Raw genomic sequence first — 18,459 nt, 5'->3', positions numbered from 1 at the left:
TCCGGTTCCCTTTTCCCACGTCTGACCACACCTTCCGAAAGGACGTTCACTGATGTTGCGCGTCGCAGTTCCCAACAAGGGTTCGCTGTCCGAGTCCGCCGCCGAAATCCTCAGCGAAGCGGGCTACCGCCGTCGCACCGATTCCCGCGACCTGACGGTTCTGGACCCCTCCAACCAGGTCGAGTTCTTCTTCCTGCGCCCCAAGGACATTGCCATCTACGTCGGATCGGGTGAACTCGATCTGGGCATCACCGGTCGTGACCTCGCCGGAGATTCCGGTGCACCGGTTTCGGAGCGTTTGGCGCTCGGTTTCGGTCGCTCGTCCTTCCGTTACGCCGCACCTGCCGGCAAGGACTGGACCGTCGAAGATCTTGCCGGCCTGCGTATTGCGACGTCGTACCCGAACCTGGTTCGCAGTGACCTCGCCGCTCGCGGCATCGACGCTTCCGTCATCCGCCTCGACGGCGCGGTGGAGATCTCGATCCAGCTCGGCGTCGCCGACGCCATCGCCGACGTCGTCGGTTCCGGCCGCACGCTTCGTCAGCACAACCTTGTTGCCTTCGGCGATTCCCTGTGCGATTCGGAAGGTGTCCTGATCGAGCGCACCGGCGCCCCGCAGGACGACGCGGCGCGTAACCAGTTGATCGAGCGTGTTCGCGGAATCGTGTTCGCTCAGCAGAACCTGATGATCGACTACGACTGCCCGCGCAGCATCCTCGACGAAGCAATCAAGATGACGCCGGGCATGGAATCTCCGACGCTGTCGCCGCTCGCCGATCCTGAATGGGTTGCTGTGCGCGCCATGGTTCCCATCAAGGGACACAACCAGGTGATGGATGCTCTGGCTGAACTTGGCGCCCGGGCCATTCTCGCGTCCAACATTCGTTCGGTACGCGCCTTCTGATCAGTTAGTTCTCGCGGATTCGCGCCCGTTCCGGAACATCAGGAACGGGCGCGAATCTGTATGCCCGGGCGCAGACCGCCCTGTCCACCCTCGTCCGCGGATCACGCGGTAGGTGGGCGCGTCATGCGAAGCCGTCATCGGACTCCGGAGTGCGTGTCGGATCACTCGATGTAGCAAACTGAGAGCATCCATCTTGTGAATGAGAATATCATTCCAATATTCGCTGAAGCTGATTGCCGAAGAACGTGCACGAGCTTTACATATTGCGCCGCGTTGCATATCAGACTTGACCCGCGTTCCTAGGCCTCCGCCACGAAGACGGCTGTAGTGCATCTCAAATCTGGAAGCGGGCAGATCTAAGCATGCACAGTTCGAGCCTCGAAGCGTTGCCGGGATAGGTCGGTGATTGTCCAGTGACCGGTCGATCCATTTCCCGGTGCACCCGTTAGCGAGATGCGACCAACCAACCCCTTGGCTCGGAGCCGAATCACTATGGGGCTGAACGTAAACCAAGATCTTGACAGAGCGGTTGAAAATCAGAGATCGAATGCCCGATAGATTCGCTGGGTATGTTGACGCGGTCTTCATCATGGTCGCCACCGATTCACTTCCCACATGTGAATTAATCGCATCATAACGTCGTAATCGGTTATAAAAGATCGTCGTTACTCTTCGTTTCAATTGAGCAGAACTGGATGCGAGTAAAGGCCCTCACGCGATTCTATGTTGTTATCAAAAGACTGGAATTTCATAGTCGAGACGAAATGTGCCGATCACGCCAAAGCGTTCGAGAATAGAGGCCTACGAGCAACCGGCGAATCTGCCGCAATTCCTCCGGCCCGGCCCCGAAGGTGTTAAGGATTTGTCAGCGGGAATGGAATGTCGCTACGAAGCTGCCTCTACTGGTGGTGGTAGTGCTGCTACCTGAAATCTCTGTGAGAGAGTGCATCAATTGAAAGTGTCAACAACAATCCTAAGGATCTGGCATGTCGGATGAAATGCAGCACTTCTCGATGGGAATCTGGCTGCTCGCACTCGCCTTCGTTGTTTCCGTCGTCGGATCGATTGTCGGCTTGGCGTGCACCCGTCATTCCATGAATGCCACGACCCGCAGATCTCGGATGCGCTGGTTGTTCATGTCGGCGCTGTCGATCGGCGGCGTCGCCATCTGGTTGATGCACTTCATTGCAATGCTCGGGTTCTCGGTACCGGGAAGCCTCATTCGATACAGCCTGATGTGGACGGTGGTCTCGGCACTGATTTCGGTGACCGCCGTTTTCATCGGATTGGTGATGATCGGCACCGAGTTCCGGCTGTTTCGACTGCTCGCCGGTGGCCTGGTCATGGGCGTCGCGGTCAACGTCATGCACTACACGGGTATGCGCGCCTTACGCTTTCAGGGTGAGATCCGCTACGACGCGTACTTGGTCGCACTCTCGCTCGTGATCGCCGTCGTTGCCGGCACGGTTGCGTTGTGGTTCACGACGATTGTGGAATCCACGGTGCTGCGCCTCTTCGCCGGTGTGATCATGGGAGTTGCAGTGGTCAGCATGCACTACACGGGAATGGCCGCGGTAGACGTCGTTCACGATCCGTCGGCAACTACTCCCGAGGGGCTCGAGGTGTTCTCGTTCCTGTTCCCCGTCTTCGTGCTCGGCCTCCTGACACTGGCCGTTCCGATCGTGGCGGTCTTGACCGCTCCAAATCAGATGGCGGCACAGATGGATTCCGTTGCCGATGATCTGGCTTTGGAAGCTCGGGAATTCGCAGTGAGAGACTGAACCGCAAGATTGAGTCCAGGAGCTCGCCGAACAGCTTTTCGGATATGGATTTCCGGCCTCGTCAATTGTTGTCGAATTGCCCGTGGGGGTAGATCTCTTTCGGCCACTGATACCTGCTACGGTGGCGACGCAAATAGCCATATTATCGATACAGCAGACCAAAAATTTCAACGAAAGCGCCTATCGGCGCAATGCGATAGAGATCATTCTGTTACCGTTCAATCGCTTTCCTTCGATTGTGCGCAGTCGACGGAGCTCAGGCGATTCCCTGATCGGGGGGTTGACAGACTTTAACAGCAGACGCGAAGAGGCATTGGTCCGCATGAAACACGATGCACACACCACCTCGTGGTGGTCGATCGGCGAATGGCGCCTCGGTTGGAAGGTTGTCGCCGTCTTTGCAGTTCCGATGCTCGTTGCCATCCTGCTCGGCACACTTCGGATCCAGGCCGAACTCTCCACTGCTGCAAAACTCAGTTCGTCGTCGGAACGCGTGCTTGCCGCGCCCGCGGCTCTTCGGCTGGAAGAGGCTCTCGACGACCTTGCTGTCGCTTCCTCGTCCGGCGGCGAACTCGCCACCGCATCTGCAGCAACGACAGCGGCCATGGACGAGTTCGCCGCGGCCGGTCGAATGTTCCAAACCAACGGGGCGATCAGTAACCAAGTTGCCCGCGCTCTGCAGACCAGCCAGTCGATTATCGACGAAGTGTCAGCCGGCGCAGTAGCACCCGCTCGGCTGGTCACCCGCGTCAACGAGGCATCCATCGATATCTGGACCATGTTCGCCGACATCATGCGGGATTCCCCGCAGCCGGTCATGCGCCAGAGCGGAGGCGAGTTCTCAGCTCTGTGGTCAGCGCGTCGAGCATTTGCCGATCAGCGCATTCTGTTCGGTTCCGGACGCCTCGATCAACAAGCGCGAACCGCCTTGGTTGGCATTGCGGGCGCAGAAATCGCAGCTCTGCGTGGTGTAGTGCTCCCGCGCGATGAATCGGAAAGCTCCCGGAACACCGTCGCCGCTGTGACCGCACTTCGCGCGTCCGCGCAGGGGCGAGTCGACGAGATCGGTGCTACCGCATCGACATCCCCGCTGAGCAGCCAGATCGACGCCGGGCTCCAGACAAGTCGTGATCACTACGACGCCCTCGCCGCCGCAGCATCGAGCAAGTTCGCCGCCACAGTGGGCGCCGAAGCCAACGCCGCCCGTTCCGCTGCACTGAGAGACACCGCGCTGGTTCTCGGCGCGCTCCTCGCCGCACTCGTCCTCGCGCTGATCATCAGCCGCTCGCTGGTCGAACCCATCCGACGCTTACGATTCGCCGCTCTCCACGCAGCACGACGGGGACTGCCAGACGCGATCGAAAGAATCCGCGCCGGCGAGAAGGTCAGCGACCTCGAAATCCCTCGCGTGCCTGTTGACACCCACGAGGAAATCGGCCAACTTGCCCGCGCTGTCGACGACATGCACGGGCAAGCGATCGCTTTGGCCGGCGAGCAGGCAACGCTGCGTCGTCAGGTCAATGACATGTTCGAAACGCTCTCCCGTCGAAACAAGTCCCTCGTCGAACAGCAACTCGGCCTCATCGAACAACTCGAAAAGGACGAAGACGACCCCAATCGTCTCGAAAATCTCTTCCGCCTCGACCACATCGCCGCCCGGATGCGACGCAACGGCGACAATCTCCTCATCCTCTCGGGCACCGAAGGACGACGCGTTCGAACCGCGCCGATCGCTCTTGCCGACGCCCTGCGCGCTTCGGTTTCGGGAGTCGAGGACTATCTGCGCGTCGAACTCGGGCAGATTCTGTCGGCTGTCGTCAGTGGCCAGGCCAGTGCAGATGTCGTGCACCTCATCACCGAACTCCTCGACAATGCCCTGCGCTACTCGCCGCCCGAAACAACGGTCACGATTGATGCGGCACGCACCAACGATGGTTCCGTGCTCGTGGAGATCGCCGATCTCGGTATCGGAATGTCCTCAGCCGAGCTGCTCGACGCGAACAGGCGCCTCTCGTCGGGAGGCGAGATGAGTCCCGACACCGCCCGGCACATGGGACTTTTTGTCATCAGTCGCATCAGCCGCCGATACAACATTTCGGTACGTCTGCGCCCGTCCGGCAGCACATCCGAACACCGTGGCATCACGGCCATGGTTCACCTACCGGTGGCACTGCTCGACGCGCCACGCGACCACGCGGTTCGAACGCCGACGGCGCCGCGTGTTGCTCCGGTCCGCGCAGCTACTCCGGTGCCTGTCGATCGCCCCGAAACTCCGGCGGCCGCGGCGCCCACAGTATCGGCGAATGGGCTGCCACAGCGCCAACCTCGAAACACCATTGCGGTCACCTTGCCGCCGCCCGTCTCAGGTGCTCCCGCTGCGGTCGTTTCGCAGGCGCACACCGGTGTGCTTTCTACGGCGAACCCACTTCCGCGCCGTACCCCAGGGAACAGCGGGATACCCGGCGTGGGTAGAACACTCGCAACTGAACCGGAAACTGCAGCACCGGTTGACACGGAAACTGCTGCCGCTCAACCGGATACCAGCGAGTCCGCCGCCAAAAAACCTGCGCCACGACACCTGTTCGCCGCCACTAATCCGACCAACACGGCGGCGTTCTTCTCCTCGCGGCCGCGCGAATCGACACCGCCGCGCGTGGACGTCTTCAGTGTGGCTTCTTCCGAGGCGATCTCTGATGTTCCAGAGGCTGCATCCCCGATCTTTGCCCGGATGGTGTCCGAGTGGCTGGTCGACCCAACAGACGAAGTTTCCAGTGCCACAAGCGGAATGATCTGGACCACCGAAGCGGACGAGGGTTGGGTTGCCGCGCGCGCGTCGACGGACATGCCCGTCACCAGGATCGCCGATTCGGGTCTACCGATCCGGGATCGCGGTGCCCGGTTGGTTCCCGGAACTGTCGGGGCCACACATGCCCCATTCCGTTCCGGAACCCACCGCCGCAGCGCCGACCCGGAAAACATCAGACGAGGGTGGAGTGACTACCAATCCGGCGTCAGCCGGGGACGACTGCACGCCAACAGTGAGAACCCCGCATCCCTGCACTCGGACACACATGTGAAGAAAGACGAAGGAGAACAGTGAATCCTGTCGGAGCCCCAGAAACTCCTCGCGCACTCGACTGGTTGGTGTCGGGCTTTGCGCGCGACGTTCCGGGAGTAAGTCATGCCATTATCGTCTCGGCCGACGGATTGTTGAGCGCGTCAAGCTCGCACCTGCCTCTCGATCGTGCGGACCAGTTGGCCGCCGTGACGTCAGGACTCGCCAGCCTCTCCGCCGGTGCGTCGCGGTTGTTCGACGGCGGTGCCGTCCTGCAATCGGTGGTCGAGATGGAGAACGGCTACCTCCTCCTCATGGGCGTCGGCAGCGGCGCCTACCTGGCTGCACTCGCCGTTGCTGGATGCGACATCGGTCAGATCGGTTACGAAATGGCAACTCTGGTCGATCGTGTCGGAACAACCATGGACATCGCGCCCAGATCAGGTCGGGATATGTGATCTCGATGCCACAACATCACTCCGAGCACGTTGATCCTGAACCGAGTCTCGTTCGCCCGTACGCACTTACCGAAGGCAGGACGAAGCCGTCCATCGATCTTCCGCTCGAAGCGATCGTCGCAACGGTGGAGGATGTCATCGCGAAAAACCTTGCACCTGAGGACATTCGCGGGTCCATCGTCGCGCTCTGTGGGCAGCGAATCTCCATCGCGGAAATCGGGGCATACCTTGGTGTGCCGATCGGGGTGGCTCGGGTCCTCGTGGCAGATCTTGTTGTCGCCGGGGCATTGGAAGTACAAGCCACTCTGCGAAGCGATGCGACTGCTGTCGAACGCCTCGACCTGATCGAAAGGACCCTCCGTGGACTTCGGGCACTCTGACGCGCCATCTCGCGTCACCTCGACGAAAATCGTGATCGCCGGGGGATTCGGCGTCGGAAAGACCACCCTTGTCGGGACGGTCTCCGAGATCGTCCCCTTGCGCACCGAAGCAATGGTGACCGACGCCAGTGACGGCATCGACCACCTCGGCGCGACACCGAACAAGAGCACCACAACAGTCGCAATGGATTTCGGCCGCATCACGCTGGCCGACGACCTGGTTCTCTATCTGTTCGGGACACCGGGTCAACGACGGTTCTGGTTCATGTGGGACGACCTCATCACCGGCGCCATCGGAGCGGTCATCCTCATCGACACGCGCCGCCTCGAAGACAGCTTTGCCGCTGTCGACTTCTTCGAAGCCCGCGGGTTACCGTTCATCGTGGCAGTCAACCGTTTCGACGGTGCCCCGATTCACTCGGCACACGATCTCCGCCAGGCGCTGGCATTGTCCGACCAAATTCCCATGATCGAGATCGATGCACGCGACCGTGCGTCGGCGGTACAGGCATTGATCACTGTCACCGAATATTCGCTCGAACGCCTCGCTGCCGCTGCGCCCGCTTAACCCTGAGTGATCGCTATTGTAGGAAGTGTCCGAGGTTACTGACCAGTTGGTTACCGCATCGCAATGTTTACATGTATGATCAAAATGTAAGTGTCGATGTTGCAGTTGGCGTTTTGCCGGCGTCGTCGGTCCCCTGTTTTGTGTGGCCGTCGAAGTCGACCGGCGTAAATAGTCAACCGCGCTGCGGTCCCGGTTTCGGTTGGGACGATCAGTCTCGGGCACGAATCTGCAAGGTCTGGGCGATGCGTCCGACTGCACCCTGCTCGTCGTAGAGCACTCCAGCGCACATTCCGATGCCATCGGGTCCGGTGGTGGTTTCCGCGGAAACCCCGACCCATTCGCCTTCCGGGACGCGGAAGATGTGCACGGTCAGGTCGGTGTTCAGGAACGTCCAGTGCGCGGGGTCGAGTTTGGCTCCGACGCCGTTGGAGATGTCGGCAATCGCAAACAACCTCTCCAGGGCTGTCATCTCCTCGCCCTCAACCAATGCGGGCTTGGGCCGCGCCCACACCTTTCCGGTTCCCTCGCAACCGATTTCGGCAATCCAGGACCAATCGAGCGTCTCGAGATAGCCGATGTTCCACATACCGCCCAGTACACCCGGCGTGCCGGTTTCGCGGGGTTCCAGCGGTGGATCAACCACATGGAGAACGTCGGTGGTGTCTGCGGTTTCCATGCGCCACGCCGTACCGCGCGCCACAGCCCGTGACGATCCGTCGGGCGCGGTTGCCCACAATTCGGCGACGATCAATTCGATTCTGCGACCGGGGCGTTCGATCCACGAGCGAACCTCGATGTCGGCGATCGGGATCGGCCCGAGAATCTCCACGACCACCCGGGTCAGACGTGTTCCCTCGCGCGCGCCGTGGCGTTCGAGGGCGCGCACCAACAATGCCGACGGGGGAGCGCCGTGTTGGAGCGTCGGACCCCAGATACTGACCGTTGCCTGCGTAGTCGCGAAACGTTCGTGGCCTTCCTCGGTAGAGCCCAAGAACTGGTAGTACGAAGTGTCTGCCATTACGTATTCTCCTTTGCCGCAACAACTTCTGTGCCTCGCAGGTCCGGCCACCCGGGATACGGCGGAGGTGTGCCGCCGAACGAGGGGCACAGGGCCTTGTGATCGCACCAGTCGCACAGTTTGCCAGGCTTGGGTCGGAAGTCTCCCGTTGCACCTGCCGCCAGGATTGCCTTCCAGATAGCGGACAATGTCCGCTCGAAACGCACCAGTTCGTCGTGATCCGGGGTGTACGTGAGGATCGATCCCGACGCCAGGTAGATCAGCTTGAGTTGAGCGGGCACGATCTTGCGAGTGCGCAGGAGAACCAGCGCGTAGAACTTCATCTGGAACAGTGCTTTGGACTCGGTGAATTCCCGCGGGGCCTTTCCGGTCTTGTAATCGACGACGCGTACTTCGCCGGTGGGGGCGACGTCGATGCGATCGACAAATCCGCGAAGACGTACACCGTTGTCGAGTTCGGTCTCCACGTACACCTCGCACGCCTGCGCGTCGAACCGCGTCGGATCCTCGAGCGTGTAATACGTCTGAACCAGCTTGCTCACTTCGGAAAGAAAACCGTCGAGGTCCTCGTCGGGAATCAACTCGGCCGCGTCGGGGGAGTCAGCACTCACCCGGTCCCAAGCGGGGCGAACCAGCTCCGCAGCCCGATCCGGAACCCGTTGATCGGTGGGTAGCGCAAACAACGCTTCCAAGGCAGCATGGACAACAGTGCCTCTGACCTGTGCTCTTGTTGGTTTTTCCGGGATTCGATCGACCGCTCGGAACCGGTAGAGCAGCGGACACTGTTTGTAGTCACCCGCACGAGAAGGCGACAGTGCCGGCCGACTACGCGGGCGATCGTGTGACGTTCCACCCGCTAAGGAGGGGGTTGGCAGTTCTACAGAGCTCACACCTGGCAGGCTAGACGCTTGGCCCGACAACTCCGTCGGGGCCGGTGGCGAGGACGCCGGAGCAAAACGAACAGGGATTACTCACGCATGGTGAACGATACGCAACCCGAAGAAATCACGACCGAGTTGGATGAGGTTGCGCAGTCTGCTGTCACCGAACCGGAACTCGACGCTGTAGTAGCCGTAGCAGACGACGAGGCAGCAGCCGAAGTAGTTGCAGAGGCCGAGGAAACAGCACCAGGTAAGCGCCCCTCCGGTCCGTTCCGTGTCGGCGACCGCGTCCAGCTGACCGACGGCAAGGGACGGCACTACACGATCGTGCTCGAGGCCAACCGCGAGTACCACACCCACAAGGGTGGGATCGTGCACAACGATCTCATCGGTGCGGACGAGGGTAGCGTCGTCAAGTCGGTCAACGGCACGCCGTACCTTGCTTTGCGTCCACTGCTCGTCGACTATGTGCTGTCGATGCCACGCGGCGCGCAGGTCATCTATCCGAAGGACGCGGCGCAGATCGTCCACGAAGGCGACGTGTTTCCGGGTGCCCGGGTACTCGAAGCAGGCGCCGGTTCCGGCGCGTTGACGTGTTCACTGCTTCGCGCGGTCGGGCCCGAGGGCAAGGTCATCTCGTACGAGGTACGCGACGATCATGCCGAACACGCGGTTCGCAACGTCGAGACGTTCTTCGGTGAGCGTCCGCCGAACTGGGAACTGACGATCGCGGATCTTGCGGAGTTCGATCCGGAAGCTCACGGCGGCAAGGTCGACCGCGTGGTTCTCGACATGCTCGCGCCGTGGGATGTTCTGCCCGCCGTGTCGAAGGCCCTGGTTCCCGGCGGCGTTCTGATTGTGTACGTCGCGACCGTGACGCAGCTGTCCAAGGTGGTCGAGGCGATGCGTGAGCAGGAATGCTGGACCGAACCGCGCTCGTGGGAATCCATCGTCCGCGGCTGGCACGTCGTCGGATTGGCCGTTCGTCCCGAGCACCGCATGCAGGGGCACACCGCGTTCCTGATCAGTGCGCGTCGTCTAGCCGAGGGCACCGTGACCCCGAAGCCTCAGCGCCGCGCCGGCAAGGGCTCGAACACTGCCGCCAAGTAACCACTGACTCCAAATAAAACGAGCGGCGACCCGAAGAATCGGATCGCCGCTCGTTTTATTTTGCGGAGAAATTATCCTGCGCAGGAAGCGCGGCCCATTTCCAGGAGCACGCATGCGGAGGTGTCGGACAGCTTCCAGGTGCCGTCTTCGAGCTCCCACGTCCACGGAGCGGCAGGCATCGCGCCGTGCGGGCTCACCACTGCAACATCGGCGGTGGCCGTCTCGCCGTCGACCTTTACGTTCTCGACGGTGAAGGAGATCTGGTACGCGGGGTTACCGCCCAGAGCGGCACCCATGGTCTCGATGTTGGCCTGACGGTTGGTTCCGTCGACCACGAGGACGGTCTTCTCGGCGATCGGCTTGGCCGGATCGATAAGCGCTACCAGCTGTGCATTCAGCTCGTCTGCTGTCGGAGCTGCTGCGGCCGCGGCTGCGGACGTCGTTGCACTTGATGCGGCAGAAGCGCTCGACGTTGCGGCAACAGAGGTGGACGTGGCCGACGAGTCCGAGCTGTCGTCGGAGCTGCATGCCCCGAGAGCGAGAACGGCGGCGACGGCACAGGCGCTGACGAGTGTCTTGCGGATGATCACAGCGTGACCTTTCGTTGGGGGAGACAGGCGCTGTCTCGGCATTGTAGGCAAGGCTAACATGGCTTACTTTTGGTTCAGGAGCAGTCTCGGTGTCGCAGTCACGGCTGTGAAATCGAACTCGCGCACCGTGTCTGGCGACACTTGGGCCGCGATGCCGGTAGCGTTGATCTATCGCACTGGGAGGAGACGCATATGAGCTCGACAGAGAACCCGGATTCGGTTGCGGCAGCAGAAGAGCTTCACGCGTTACGTGTGGAATTGCAGGTTCTGCGGCGTCAACTCGCGCAGTCGCCGGAGCAGGTGCGGGAGTTGGAGTCGAAAGTTGACTCGCTCGCCATCCGAAACGGCAAGTTGATGGACACTCTCAAAGAGGCCCGTCAGCAACTGATCGCTTTACGCGAAGAGGTCGACAGACTCGGTCAGCCGCCGAGTGGCTACGGCGTGCTGCTTGCAGTTCACGAAGACAAGACCGTCGACGTTTTCACATCCGGCCGCAAAATGCGTCTGACGTGTTCACCGAATATCGAAACCGAAACGCTCACTCAGGGTCAGACCGTCCGGCTCAACGAGGCCCTCACCATCGTGGAGGCCGGAGGTTACGAGCAGGTCGGCGAAATCAGTACCCTGCGTGAGGTACTCGACGATGGCTTGCGGGCGCTGGTAGTCGGGCACGCCGACGAAGAGCGAATCGTGTGGCTCGCTGCGCCCCTGGCAGCGGTATTCGCGGATCCTCAAGCCGACATCATCGCCTACGACGCAGATTCCCCGACCAGGAAGCTGCGCCCGGGCGACTCCTTGCTGGTCGACGCCAAAGCCGGTTACGCGTTCGAGCGTATTCCCAAGGCCGAGGTCGAAGATCTGGTCCTCGAAGAGGTGCCGGACGTGCATTACGACGACATCGGTGGCCTCGGTCGGCAGATCGAACAGATCCGGGACGCCGTCGAACTGCCCTTCCTTCACAAGGACCTGTTCCACGAGTACTCACTGCGTCCACCGAAGGGTGTTCTGCTCTACGGTCCGCCCGGTTGCGGTAAAACCCTGATCGCGAAGGCAGTGGCCAATTCGTTGGCAAAGAAGATTGCCGAAGCCCGCGGACAGGACAGCAAGGACGCAAAGTCCTACTTCCTCAACATCAAGGGCCCTGAACTTCTCAACAAGTTCGTCGGCGAAACCGAGCGCCACATTCGGATGATTTTCCAGCGAGCCCGCGAGAAGGCGTCCGAAGGCACCCCGGTCATCGTGTTCTTCGACGAGATGGATTCGATTTTCCGCACCCGTGGTTCCGGAGTCTCCTCGGATGTGGAAACGACAGTGGTTCCACAGTTGCTCAGTGAGATCGACGGCGTCGAAGGTCTCGAGAATGTCATCGTGATCGGTGCGTCCAACCGCGAGGACATGATCGACCCTGCCATTCTGCGGCCGGGGCGTCTGGACGTGAAGATCAAGATCGAGCGTCCCGACGCCGAATCCGCACAGGACATCTTCTCGAAGTACCTGGTGGACGGTTTGCCGATCAATGCCGACGACCTCGCCGAGTTCGGTGGCGATCGTGCAGCATGCCTCAAGGCGATGATCGTTCGTGTTGTGGATCGCATGTACGCGGAAAGCGAGGAGAACCGTTTCCTCGAAGTCACCTACGCAAACGGTGACAAGGAAGTCCTGTTCTTCAAGGACTTCAACTCCGGTGCCATGATCCAGAACATCGTCGACCGGGCGAAGAAGTACGCCATCAAATCGGTACTCGACACCGGTGCACCGGGATTGCGGGTTCAGCATCTCTTCGATTCCATCGTCGACGAGTTCGCCGAGAACGAGGACCTGCCGAACACCACCAATCCTGATGACTGGGCCCGCATTTCGGGTAAGAAGGGTGAACGGATCGTCTACATTCGCACCCTGGTCACTGGCAAGAACGCCAGCGCCAGCCGCGCTATCGACACCGAGTCCAACACAGGTCAGTACCTGTAGGACGCCGCAGCTACGGGCCGGCACTCACAAGAGTGCCGGCCCGTTTCTGTTAATCGAGTGCCTGACAACTCGGTCCTCGCTGCACACAACTGCGTCGAAAATGGCCAGATGTGACATCTCAGAGCTGGTTGTGTGCAGATACGCACGCCCAACCCGAACCTATCCCGGTCATTCGCTGCCGAGTTGGCTCCATCGGTAGTCGGCCAACAACACTCGGGTATCGGGGACGAAGGGCCACGACGGGTCCTGCAGATGCGCGTCGAGTTCAGCTGGAGTCCACCACCATCCGTCGGCAATTTCGCTCGGCTGATGCATGACGGGACCGTCGTAGCGGAGTTCGAAGGCAAACAAATGGCATCGCAATGCGTGACCGCCCCATTCGCCGTCCCAGGAGATTCTGGCGATTTCCGTCAGCGCCAACGGAGAGTCCTCGGTACCGAAGATTCCGAGTTCTTCACCGACTTCACGAACAGCCGTTTCGAGTGGCGATTCACCAGGGTCGACGACGCCGCCGGCGATGCAGTCGTGATGGCCACCGAAGACCGCTTTGCTTGTAGTTCGGCGATGAACGTACACGCGCTCGCCGTCCGTGGAGCGCACGAGAACTCCTGAACTGGCGTGCCAGAGACCGTCTCGATAGACGAGGGCGCGAGGCGCCTGGCCGATCGGTTTACCGAACTGGTCGTAGACCGCAACAACCTCATCTGATCGTTTTGTGTCGGTGTCAGGTGGATGCTGCATTCCTCCTACTGTGCCACCACTGCAGGTACTGACGCTCGATCGCATAGTCTCGAACGTATGCAGCGGATTATCGGTGTCGAGGTCGAGTACGGAATATCTTCACCCAGTGAGCCTTCGGCGAATCCGATACTCACGTCTACCCAGGCGGTACTGGCGTACGCCGCCGCCGCCGGTGTGCCCCGAGCGAGGCGTACACGCTGGGACTATGAGGTGGAATCGCCCCTGCGTGATGCCCGTGGATTCGACCTCGGTCGACTCAGCGGGCCGGCTCCGGTGATCGATGCCGACGAAATCGGTGCGGCAAACATGATTCTCACCAACGGCGCGCGCTTGTACGTCGATCACGCACATCCCGAGTATTCGGCACCTGAAGTAGCCGATCCACTCGACGCGGTGATCTGGGACAAGGCCGGTGAACGGGTCATGGAAGCCGCTGCTCGCCACGCCTCTAGTGTGCCCGGCGCGCCGCGCCTGCAGTTGTACAAGAACAACGTCGACGGCAAGGGAGCGTCGTACGGCACGCACGAGAACTACCTGTGCTCCCGGGCGACCCCGTTCACAGACATCGTCGCCGGTCTGACGCCCTTTTTTGCGTCTCGCCAGGTCATTTGCGGTTCCGGTCGTGTCGGCATCGGCCAGTCCGGGGACGAAGCCGGCTTCCAGTTGTCGCAGCGAGCCGATTACATCGAGGTCGAGGTCGGGCTGGAGACGACGCTCAAACGCGGAATCATCAACACTCGCGACGAACCGCACGCGGACGCGGACAAGTACCGGCGCCTTCACGTCATCATCGGTGATGCGAACCTTGCGGAGATGTCCACGTACCTCAAGGTGGGGACCACGGCGCTGATTCTCGATCTGATCGAAGCGGGCGTCGATCTGACGGATCTGCAGTTGGCGCGCCCCGTCACCGCGGTTCACCACATCAGCCACGATCCGACCCTACGTAAGACCGTCGCCTTGTCCGACGGTCGCGAGTTGACCGGGCTTGCGCTGCAACGTATTTACCTCGAGCGCGTCGCGAAGTTCCTCGACCGGGAAACCGATCGGGATGCGCGCGCCGACGACATCGTGTCCAAGTGGGCCATGGTTCTCGATCTTCTCGAACGCGATCCGATGGATTGTGCGCACATCCTGGATTGGCCGGCAAAGCTGCGCCTGCTCGAAGGTTTCCGCAACCGCGAAGGTCTCGCGTGGTCTGCCCCGCGCCTGCATTTGGTGGATCTGCAGTATTCCGATGTCCGTTTGGACAAGGGTTTGTACAACCGGTTGGTTGCCCGCGGATCGATGGAACGCCTGGTCACCGAGCAGCAGGTGCTCGACGCGGTGTCCAATCCGCCGACCGATACGCGTGCGTATTTCCGTGGTGAATGCCTACGCCGATTCGGTGGCGATATTGCTGCTGCCAGCTGGGATTCGGTGATCTTCGACCTCGGTGGTGAGTCGTTGATCCGGATTCCGACCCTGGAACCACTGCGCGGCAGCAAGGCTCATGTGGGTGCTCTGCTCGACTCCGTCGACAGCGCCGCAGAGTTGGTGGATCAGCTCACACATTGATTTTGGTGCCTAATCGCGGCCGAGTCTCCCGGCGCGTGACGGTGTCGCTCGGTAGGGTAAAGGTCCGAGCGGATCAGTAACCGAGACTGCTGGGCAGAACAGGATGCTCGTGAGAGCTCCCTTCACACAAGGAGGTCGACGGCGATGGCTCAAGAACAGACGCAGCGTGCCGGTGGCGGCGAAGACGACGACACCACGGGCGGCGACGGTAGTGCCGGCCAGGAACGTCGCGAGAAGCTCGCTGCGGAAACCGACGACCTACTCGACGAAATTGACGACGTGTTGGAAGAGAACGCCGAGGACTTCGTCCGCGCTTACGTGCAGAAGGGCGGCCAGTGACGGTGGATCGCGCGCCCCGGATAACCGACGGGGACACACGGTTGAGCTTCGGCTCAAATCTGTCGTCATTCTCGGAATATCTTCGAGTGCATGCACCGGAGCATCTTCCGCAGAACCGCTTCGCTGACACGGGAGGTGCAATCATGGGCGGGGGTGATGTTGCTCCGCACGGGACCACCATCGTCGCGATCAGTTACGCCGGTGGCGTGTTGCTCGCCGGCGATCGCCGGGCGACCATGGGCAATCTCATCGCCAGCCGTGACGTGCAGAAGGTGTACATCACGGACGACTACTCGGCTGCGGGTATCGCCGGGACCGCCGGCATCGCGATCGAACTGGTGCGCCTGTTCGCAGTCGAACTCGAGCATTACGAGAAGATCGAAGGCGTGTCACTGACGTTCGACGGCAAGGCAAATCGTCTGTCGTCGATGGTGCGTGGCAATCTCGGCGCAGCAATGCAGGGACTGGCAGTGGTACCGCTGCTGGTCGGCTACGACGTGGACGCCGTCGACCCTACGGCGGCGGGTCGCATCGTCTCTTACGACGTCGTAGGCGGGCGGTACGAGGAACGTGCCGGCTATCACGCTGTCGGATCGGGATCACTGTTCGCGAAGTCGGCGCTCAAGAAGTTGTATTCACCGGGCATCGACGAGGCCACTGCGCTTCGCTTGGCAGTGGAAGCTCTGTACGACGCTGCCGATGACGATTCGGCGACGGGTGGACCAGACGTCACCCGGGGCATTTATCCGACCGCAGTCACGATCACCGCGGCGGGAGCCGTGGAACTGTCCACGGAGCGGGCGGCCGAAATCGCCAGGGACATTGTTGCGGCGCGTACGGCGCTCGGCAATCCGGAAGGGGGTTCTGCGCTATGACGATGCCGTATTACGCATCAGCCGAACAGATCATGCGCGATCGTTCGGAATTGGCGCGCAAAGGAATTGCCCGTGGACGAAGCGTCGTCGTACTGACGTATCGCGACGGTGTGGTGTTTGTCGCGGAGAATCCGTCGAGGGCTTTGCACAAGGTCAGTGAGTTGTACGACCGTCTCGGTTTTGCGGCTGTCGGCAAGTACAACGAATTCGAGAATCTCCGTCGCGCCGGCATTGTGCACGCGGACATGCGCGGGTACTCCTACGACCGTCGTGACGTCACCGGTCGTTCGCTCGCCAATGCGTACGCCCAGACCTTGGGCACTATTTTTACCGAGCAACCAAAGCCGTACGAGGTCGAAATCTGTGTTGCAGAAATCGGCCGCTTCGGGAGCAGTACGCCGGCTCAGCTGTATCGGATCACGTACGACGGTTCGATTGCGGACGAGCAGGAATTTGTGGTCATGGGCGGCACAACAGAGCCCATCGTGACCGCGATGCGTGAGTCGTATCAGCGTGACCTCGATCTGGAGTCCGCTGTGCGTATCGCAGTTGGAGCATTGCAAAAGGGTGGGCCGGCACCTGTCGGGACCACTGAGGCCGAGCCTCGGGTGCTGACCGTCGAGGCACTGGAAGTTGCAGTTCTCGACAACAACCGTCCGCGTCGTGCGTTCAAGCGGATCTCGGGAGCAGCCCTCGAAGCCATGCTGCCGACGGCGGCAGAGCCACAGGGCAAGGCTGACAAGCCCGAGGATGCGCCGCCGTCAAACGGCGACGCATCCCAGTAGCAGAGTTCGTCAGTCCTTCGTCATTCTGTAGACGGCAACCGCGGCCGGTTCGGTAGTGAATTCGAACCGGCGCGCGTCTGCCACGACTTCACCGTCGGTGGCAATCGCTACCGACTCAGCCTTCACCTGAACCGACAGCTTCGGTGCCAGGGCGTGGACGTAGACCGGTGAGCTGCCCAATGTTCCTGTGGCAGCGGCAAACAGCAACCGGGTGCGGGAGAATTTTCGGTCGGCTCGCAAGTACCGGATGTCGAGGAGTCCACGGTTGAGTTCGGGCCGCGACATCGGGACCTGGTCGCCGGGGGAGTACCGGCCGTTTCCGACGAAAAGCATCCAGATGCTTGCTTTGGTGCCGTCGATGGTGACACTCATCGGCTCTGCGGCGGCTAGCACGCGGATCATCGCGGCGGCAGCCGCCGGCCACTTACCGAATCGCGGTTCCCACTTTTCGCGCAGCCGCACCGCATCCGGATAACCGCCCAGACTGGCTGTGTTGAGAAACCGAGCGGTAACTCCGGTATCGGTTGTCACCACGGCATGATCGACAAATGCTGCCTGCCCGGACTCGACCGCTGTCACCGTTTCCTCGACGTCCGCGACACCGACGTCGCGGGCAAAGTGATTGAGGGTGCCACCTGGGAACACTGCGAGCGGAAGATCGTGTCGTGTTGCCGCGTCCGCGACCGTGACGACGGTGCCGTCGCCGCCGCACACGCCAATCGCTCGTGGTTTCGACTCACGAATCTTTGCCTCGATCTGCTTGTCGAAATCTATGTCCGGGTTGAATTCGACGATGACCGCTGCGGGCAGGGCTTCCCGGATCGCATCCACGATGCCGTCGTCTTCGCTGCCGGATCCGGGGTTGGTGAAGACAACCATTCCGTCGCCGCTGGGCAAGGCAGGTACCACGCACTCGGGACCAAGATCGGCGGGTTCCTCGTCGCGTAATGCCCACCACCTGCGAGTTCCTGCCGCTACCGCACCTCCGACGGCAATTCCAGCGAACACGTCGGAAGGCCAGTGCACCCCGTTGTGTACGCGTGAATAGGCGACGGCTGCCGCGAGCGGAGCGAGTACCACGCCGGTTGCCGGAGATTCCATTGCCACTGCCGTGGTGAATGCGGCTGCGGAGGCGCTATGACCGGACGGGAACGACGACGACGTGGGGAGTTCGACTCCGCGCTTCGGGTTGAGCCACACACGAGCGGGTGGGCGTCGACGAGGAAACAGCGGTTTCAACACGCCGTTAGCCAGTGCGCTCGATCCGGCCAAGGCGAGCATGCCGCGGGCAGCCGCGCGGCGCGGTTGTCCGCCGATCAGCGCGAGGACACCGGCGATGCACATCCACAAGAATCCGTGGTCGGCGGCTCGCGAGAGGCGCCGCATCATGGAATCGAGGGTGGAAGGCTTCAGTGCGCCAGTGCTTTCCATCCATTTGACGTCGGTTCG

17 protein-coding genes are annotated in these 18,459 nt (G+C 61.4%); 12 read left to right on the top strand and 5 right to left on the bottom strand.

Going from position 1 to position 18,459, the window contains the following annotated elements; translation table 11 throughout:
* Positions 1-52 precede the first annotated feature (52 nt).
* From hisG to V2B23_RS03695, 6 genes are all read left to right on the top strand, one after another.
* Positions 53-904, top strand: a complete 852-nt coding sequence (gene hisG / locus V2B23_RS03720; protein WP_430949073.1) for an ATP phosphoribosyltransferase — start codon at positions 53-55, stop codon at positions 902-904.
* A gap of 986 nt (positions 905-1,890) precedes the next feature.
* Positions 1,891-2,685, top strand: coding sequence for an MHYT domain-containing protein (locus V2B23_RS03715; protein ID WP_430949072.1), 795 nt, complete (start codon positions 1,891-1,893; stop codon positions 2,683-2,685).
* A 322-nt stretch (positions 2,686-3,007) separates the two neighbouring features.
* Positions 3,008-5,785, top strand: a complete 2,778-nt coding sequence (locus V2B23_RS03710) for an ATP-binding protein (protein WP_430949071.1) — start codon at positions 3,008-3,010, stop codon at positions 5,783-5,785.
* Positions 5,782-6,198, top strand: coding sequence for a roadblock/LC7 domain-containing protein (locus V2B23_RS03705; protein ID WP_430949070.1), 417 nt, complete (start codon positions 5,782-5,784; stop codon positions 6,196-6,198). Before V2B23_RS03710 ends, V2B23_RS03705 begins: the two co-directional genes overlap by 4 nt.
* Before the next feature lie 5 nt (positions 6,199-6,203).
* On the top strand, positions 6,204-6,578 hold the full coding sequence (locus V2B23_RS03700; protein WP_033237375.1) for a DUF742 domain-containing protein: 375 nt from the start codon (positions 6,204-6,206) through the stop codon (positions 6,576-6,578).
* Complete coding sequence (locus V2B23_RS03695) at positions 6,559-7,146, top strand: GTP-binding protein (protein WP_430949069.1); 588 nt, start codon at positions 6,559-6,561, stop codon at positions 7,144-7,146. Before V2B23_RS03700 ends, V2B23_RS03695 begins: the two co-directional genes overlap by 20 nt.
* A 208-nt stretch (positions 7,147-7,354) precedes the next feature.
* On the opposite strand, the gene V2B23_RS03690 is transcribed toward V2B23_RS03695, so the two are convergent.
* Both V2B23_RS03690 and V2B23_RS03685 read right to left on the bottom strand, forming a co-directional pair.
* On the bottom strand, positions 7,355-8,164 hold the full coding sequence (locus V2B23_RS03690) for a thioesterase family protein (RefSeq protein WP_430949068.1): 810 nt from the start codon (positions 8,162-8,164) through the stop codon (positions 7,355-7,357).
* Positions 8,164-9,054, bottom strand: coding sequence for a RecB family exonuclease (locus V2B23_RS03685; protein WP_430949067.1), 891 nt, complete (start codon positions 9,052-9,054; stop codon positions 8,164-8,166). Before V2B23_RS03685 ends, V2B23_RS03690 begins: the two co-directional genes overlap by 1 nt.
* An 87-nt stretch (positions 9,055-9,141) precedes the next feature.
* On the opposite strand from V2B23_RS03685, the gene V2B23_RS03680 reads away from it, so the two are divergent.
* On the top strand, positions 9,142-10,155 hold the full coding sequence (locus V2B23_RS03680; protein WP_430949066.1) for a tRNA (adenine-N1)-methyltransferase: 1,014 nt from the start codon (positions 9,142-9,144) through the stop codon (positions 10,153-10,155).
* A gap of 71 nt (positions 10,156-10,226) precedes the next feature.
* On the opposite strand, the gene V2B23_RS03675 is transcribed toward V2B23_RS03680, so the two are convergent.
* Positions 10,227-10,745 (bottom strand): hypothetical protein, encoded by a 519-nt coding sequence (locus V2B23_RS03675; protein WP_430949065.1) that lies wholly within the window; start codon positions 10,743-10,745, stop codon positions 10,227-10,229.
* Between the two features lie 192 nt (positions 10,746-10,937).
* Between V2B23_RS03675 and arc the strand changes: the two genes are divergently transcribed.
* Positions 10,938-12,713: a proteasome ATPase gene (gene arc, locus V2B23_RS03670; RefSeq protein ID WP_430949064.1), complete on the top strand. Its 1,776-nt coding sequence runs from the start codon at positions 10,938-10,940 to the stop codon at positions 12,711-12,713.
* Between the two features lie 168 nt (positions 12,714-12,881).
* On the opposite strand, the gene V2B23_RS03665 is transcribed toward arc, so the two are convergent.
* Positions 12,882-13,454: an NUDIX hydrolase gene (locus tag V2B23_RS03665; RefSeq protein WP_430949063.1), complete on the bottom strand. Its 573-nt coding sequence runs from the start codon at positions 13,452-13,454 to the stop codon at positions 12,882-12,884.
* 57 nt (positions 13,455-13,511) lie between these two features.
* Between V2B23_RS03665 and dop the strand changes: the two genes are divergently transcribed.
* The 4 genes from dop to prcA all read left to right on the top strand — a co-directional run bounded on the left by dop (position 13,512) and on the right by prcA (position 17,010).
* Positions 13,512-15,011 (top strand): depupylase/deamidase Dop, encoded by a 1,500-nt coding sequence (gene dop, locus V2B23_RS03660; protein ID WP_430949062.1) that lies wholly within the window; start codon positions 13,512-13,514, stop codon positions 15,009-15,011.
* 144 nt (positions 15,012-15,155) lie between these two features.
* Positions 15,156-15,350: a ubiquitin-like protein Pup gene (locus V2B23_RS03655; protein ID WP_033231954.1), complete on the top strand. Its 195-nt coding sequence runs from the start codon at positions 15,156-15,158 to the stop codon at positions 15,348-15,350.
* Positions 15,347-16,225 (top strand): proteasome subunit beta, encoded by an 879-nt coding sequence (gene prcB / locus V2B23_RS03650; protein WP_430949061.1) that lies wholly within the window; start codon positions 15,347-15,349, stop codon positions 16,223-16,225. Before V2B23_RS03655 ends, prcB begins: the two co-directional genes overlap by 4 nt.
* Positions 16,222-17,010, top strand: a complete 789-nt coding sequence (gene prcA / locus V2B23_RS03645) for a proteasome subunit alpha (RefSeq protein ID WP_430949060.1) — start codon at positions 16,222-16,224, stop codon at positions 17,008-17,010. The genes prcB and prcA overlap by 4 nt, the downstream gene beginning before the upstream one ends.
* A gap of 9 nt (positions 17,011-17,019) precedes the next feature.
* Here prcA and V2B23_RS03640 read toward each other — a convergent pair whose 3' ends face one another.
* Positions 17,020-18,441, bottom strand: coding sequence for a phosphatase PAP2 family protein (locus V2B23_RS03640; protein WP_430949180.1), 1,422 nt, complete (start codon positions 18,439-18,441; stop codon positions 17,020-17,022).
* Positions 18,442-18,459: the final 18 nt, after the last annotated feature.

Source organism: Rhodococcus sp. 24CO (assembly GCF_050586165.1).
In the GTDB taxonomy this organism is placed as follows: domain Bacteria; phylum Actinomycetota; class Actinomycetes; order Mycobacteriales; family Mycobacteriaceae; genus Rhodococcus_F.
Note: the sequence above shows the minus strand (reverse complement) of the source record. Positions and strands in the feature narration are given on the sequence as shown.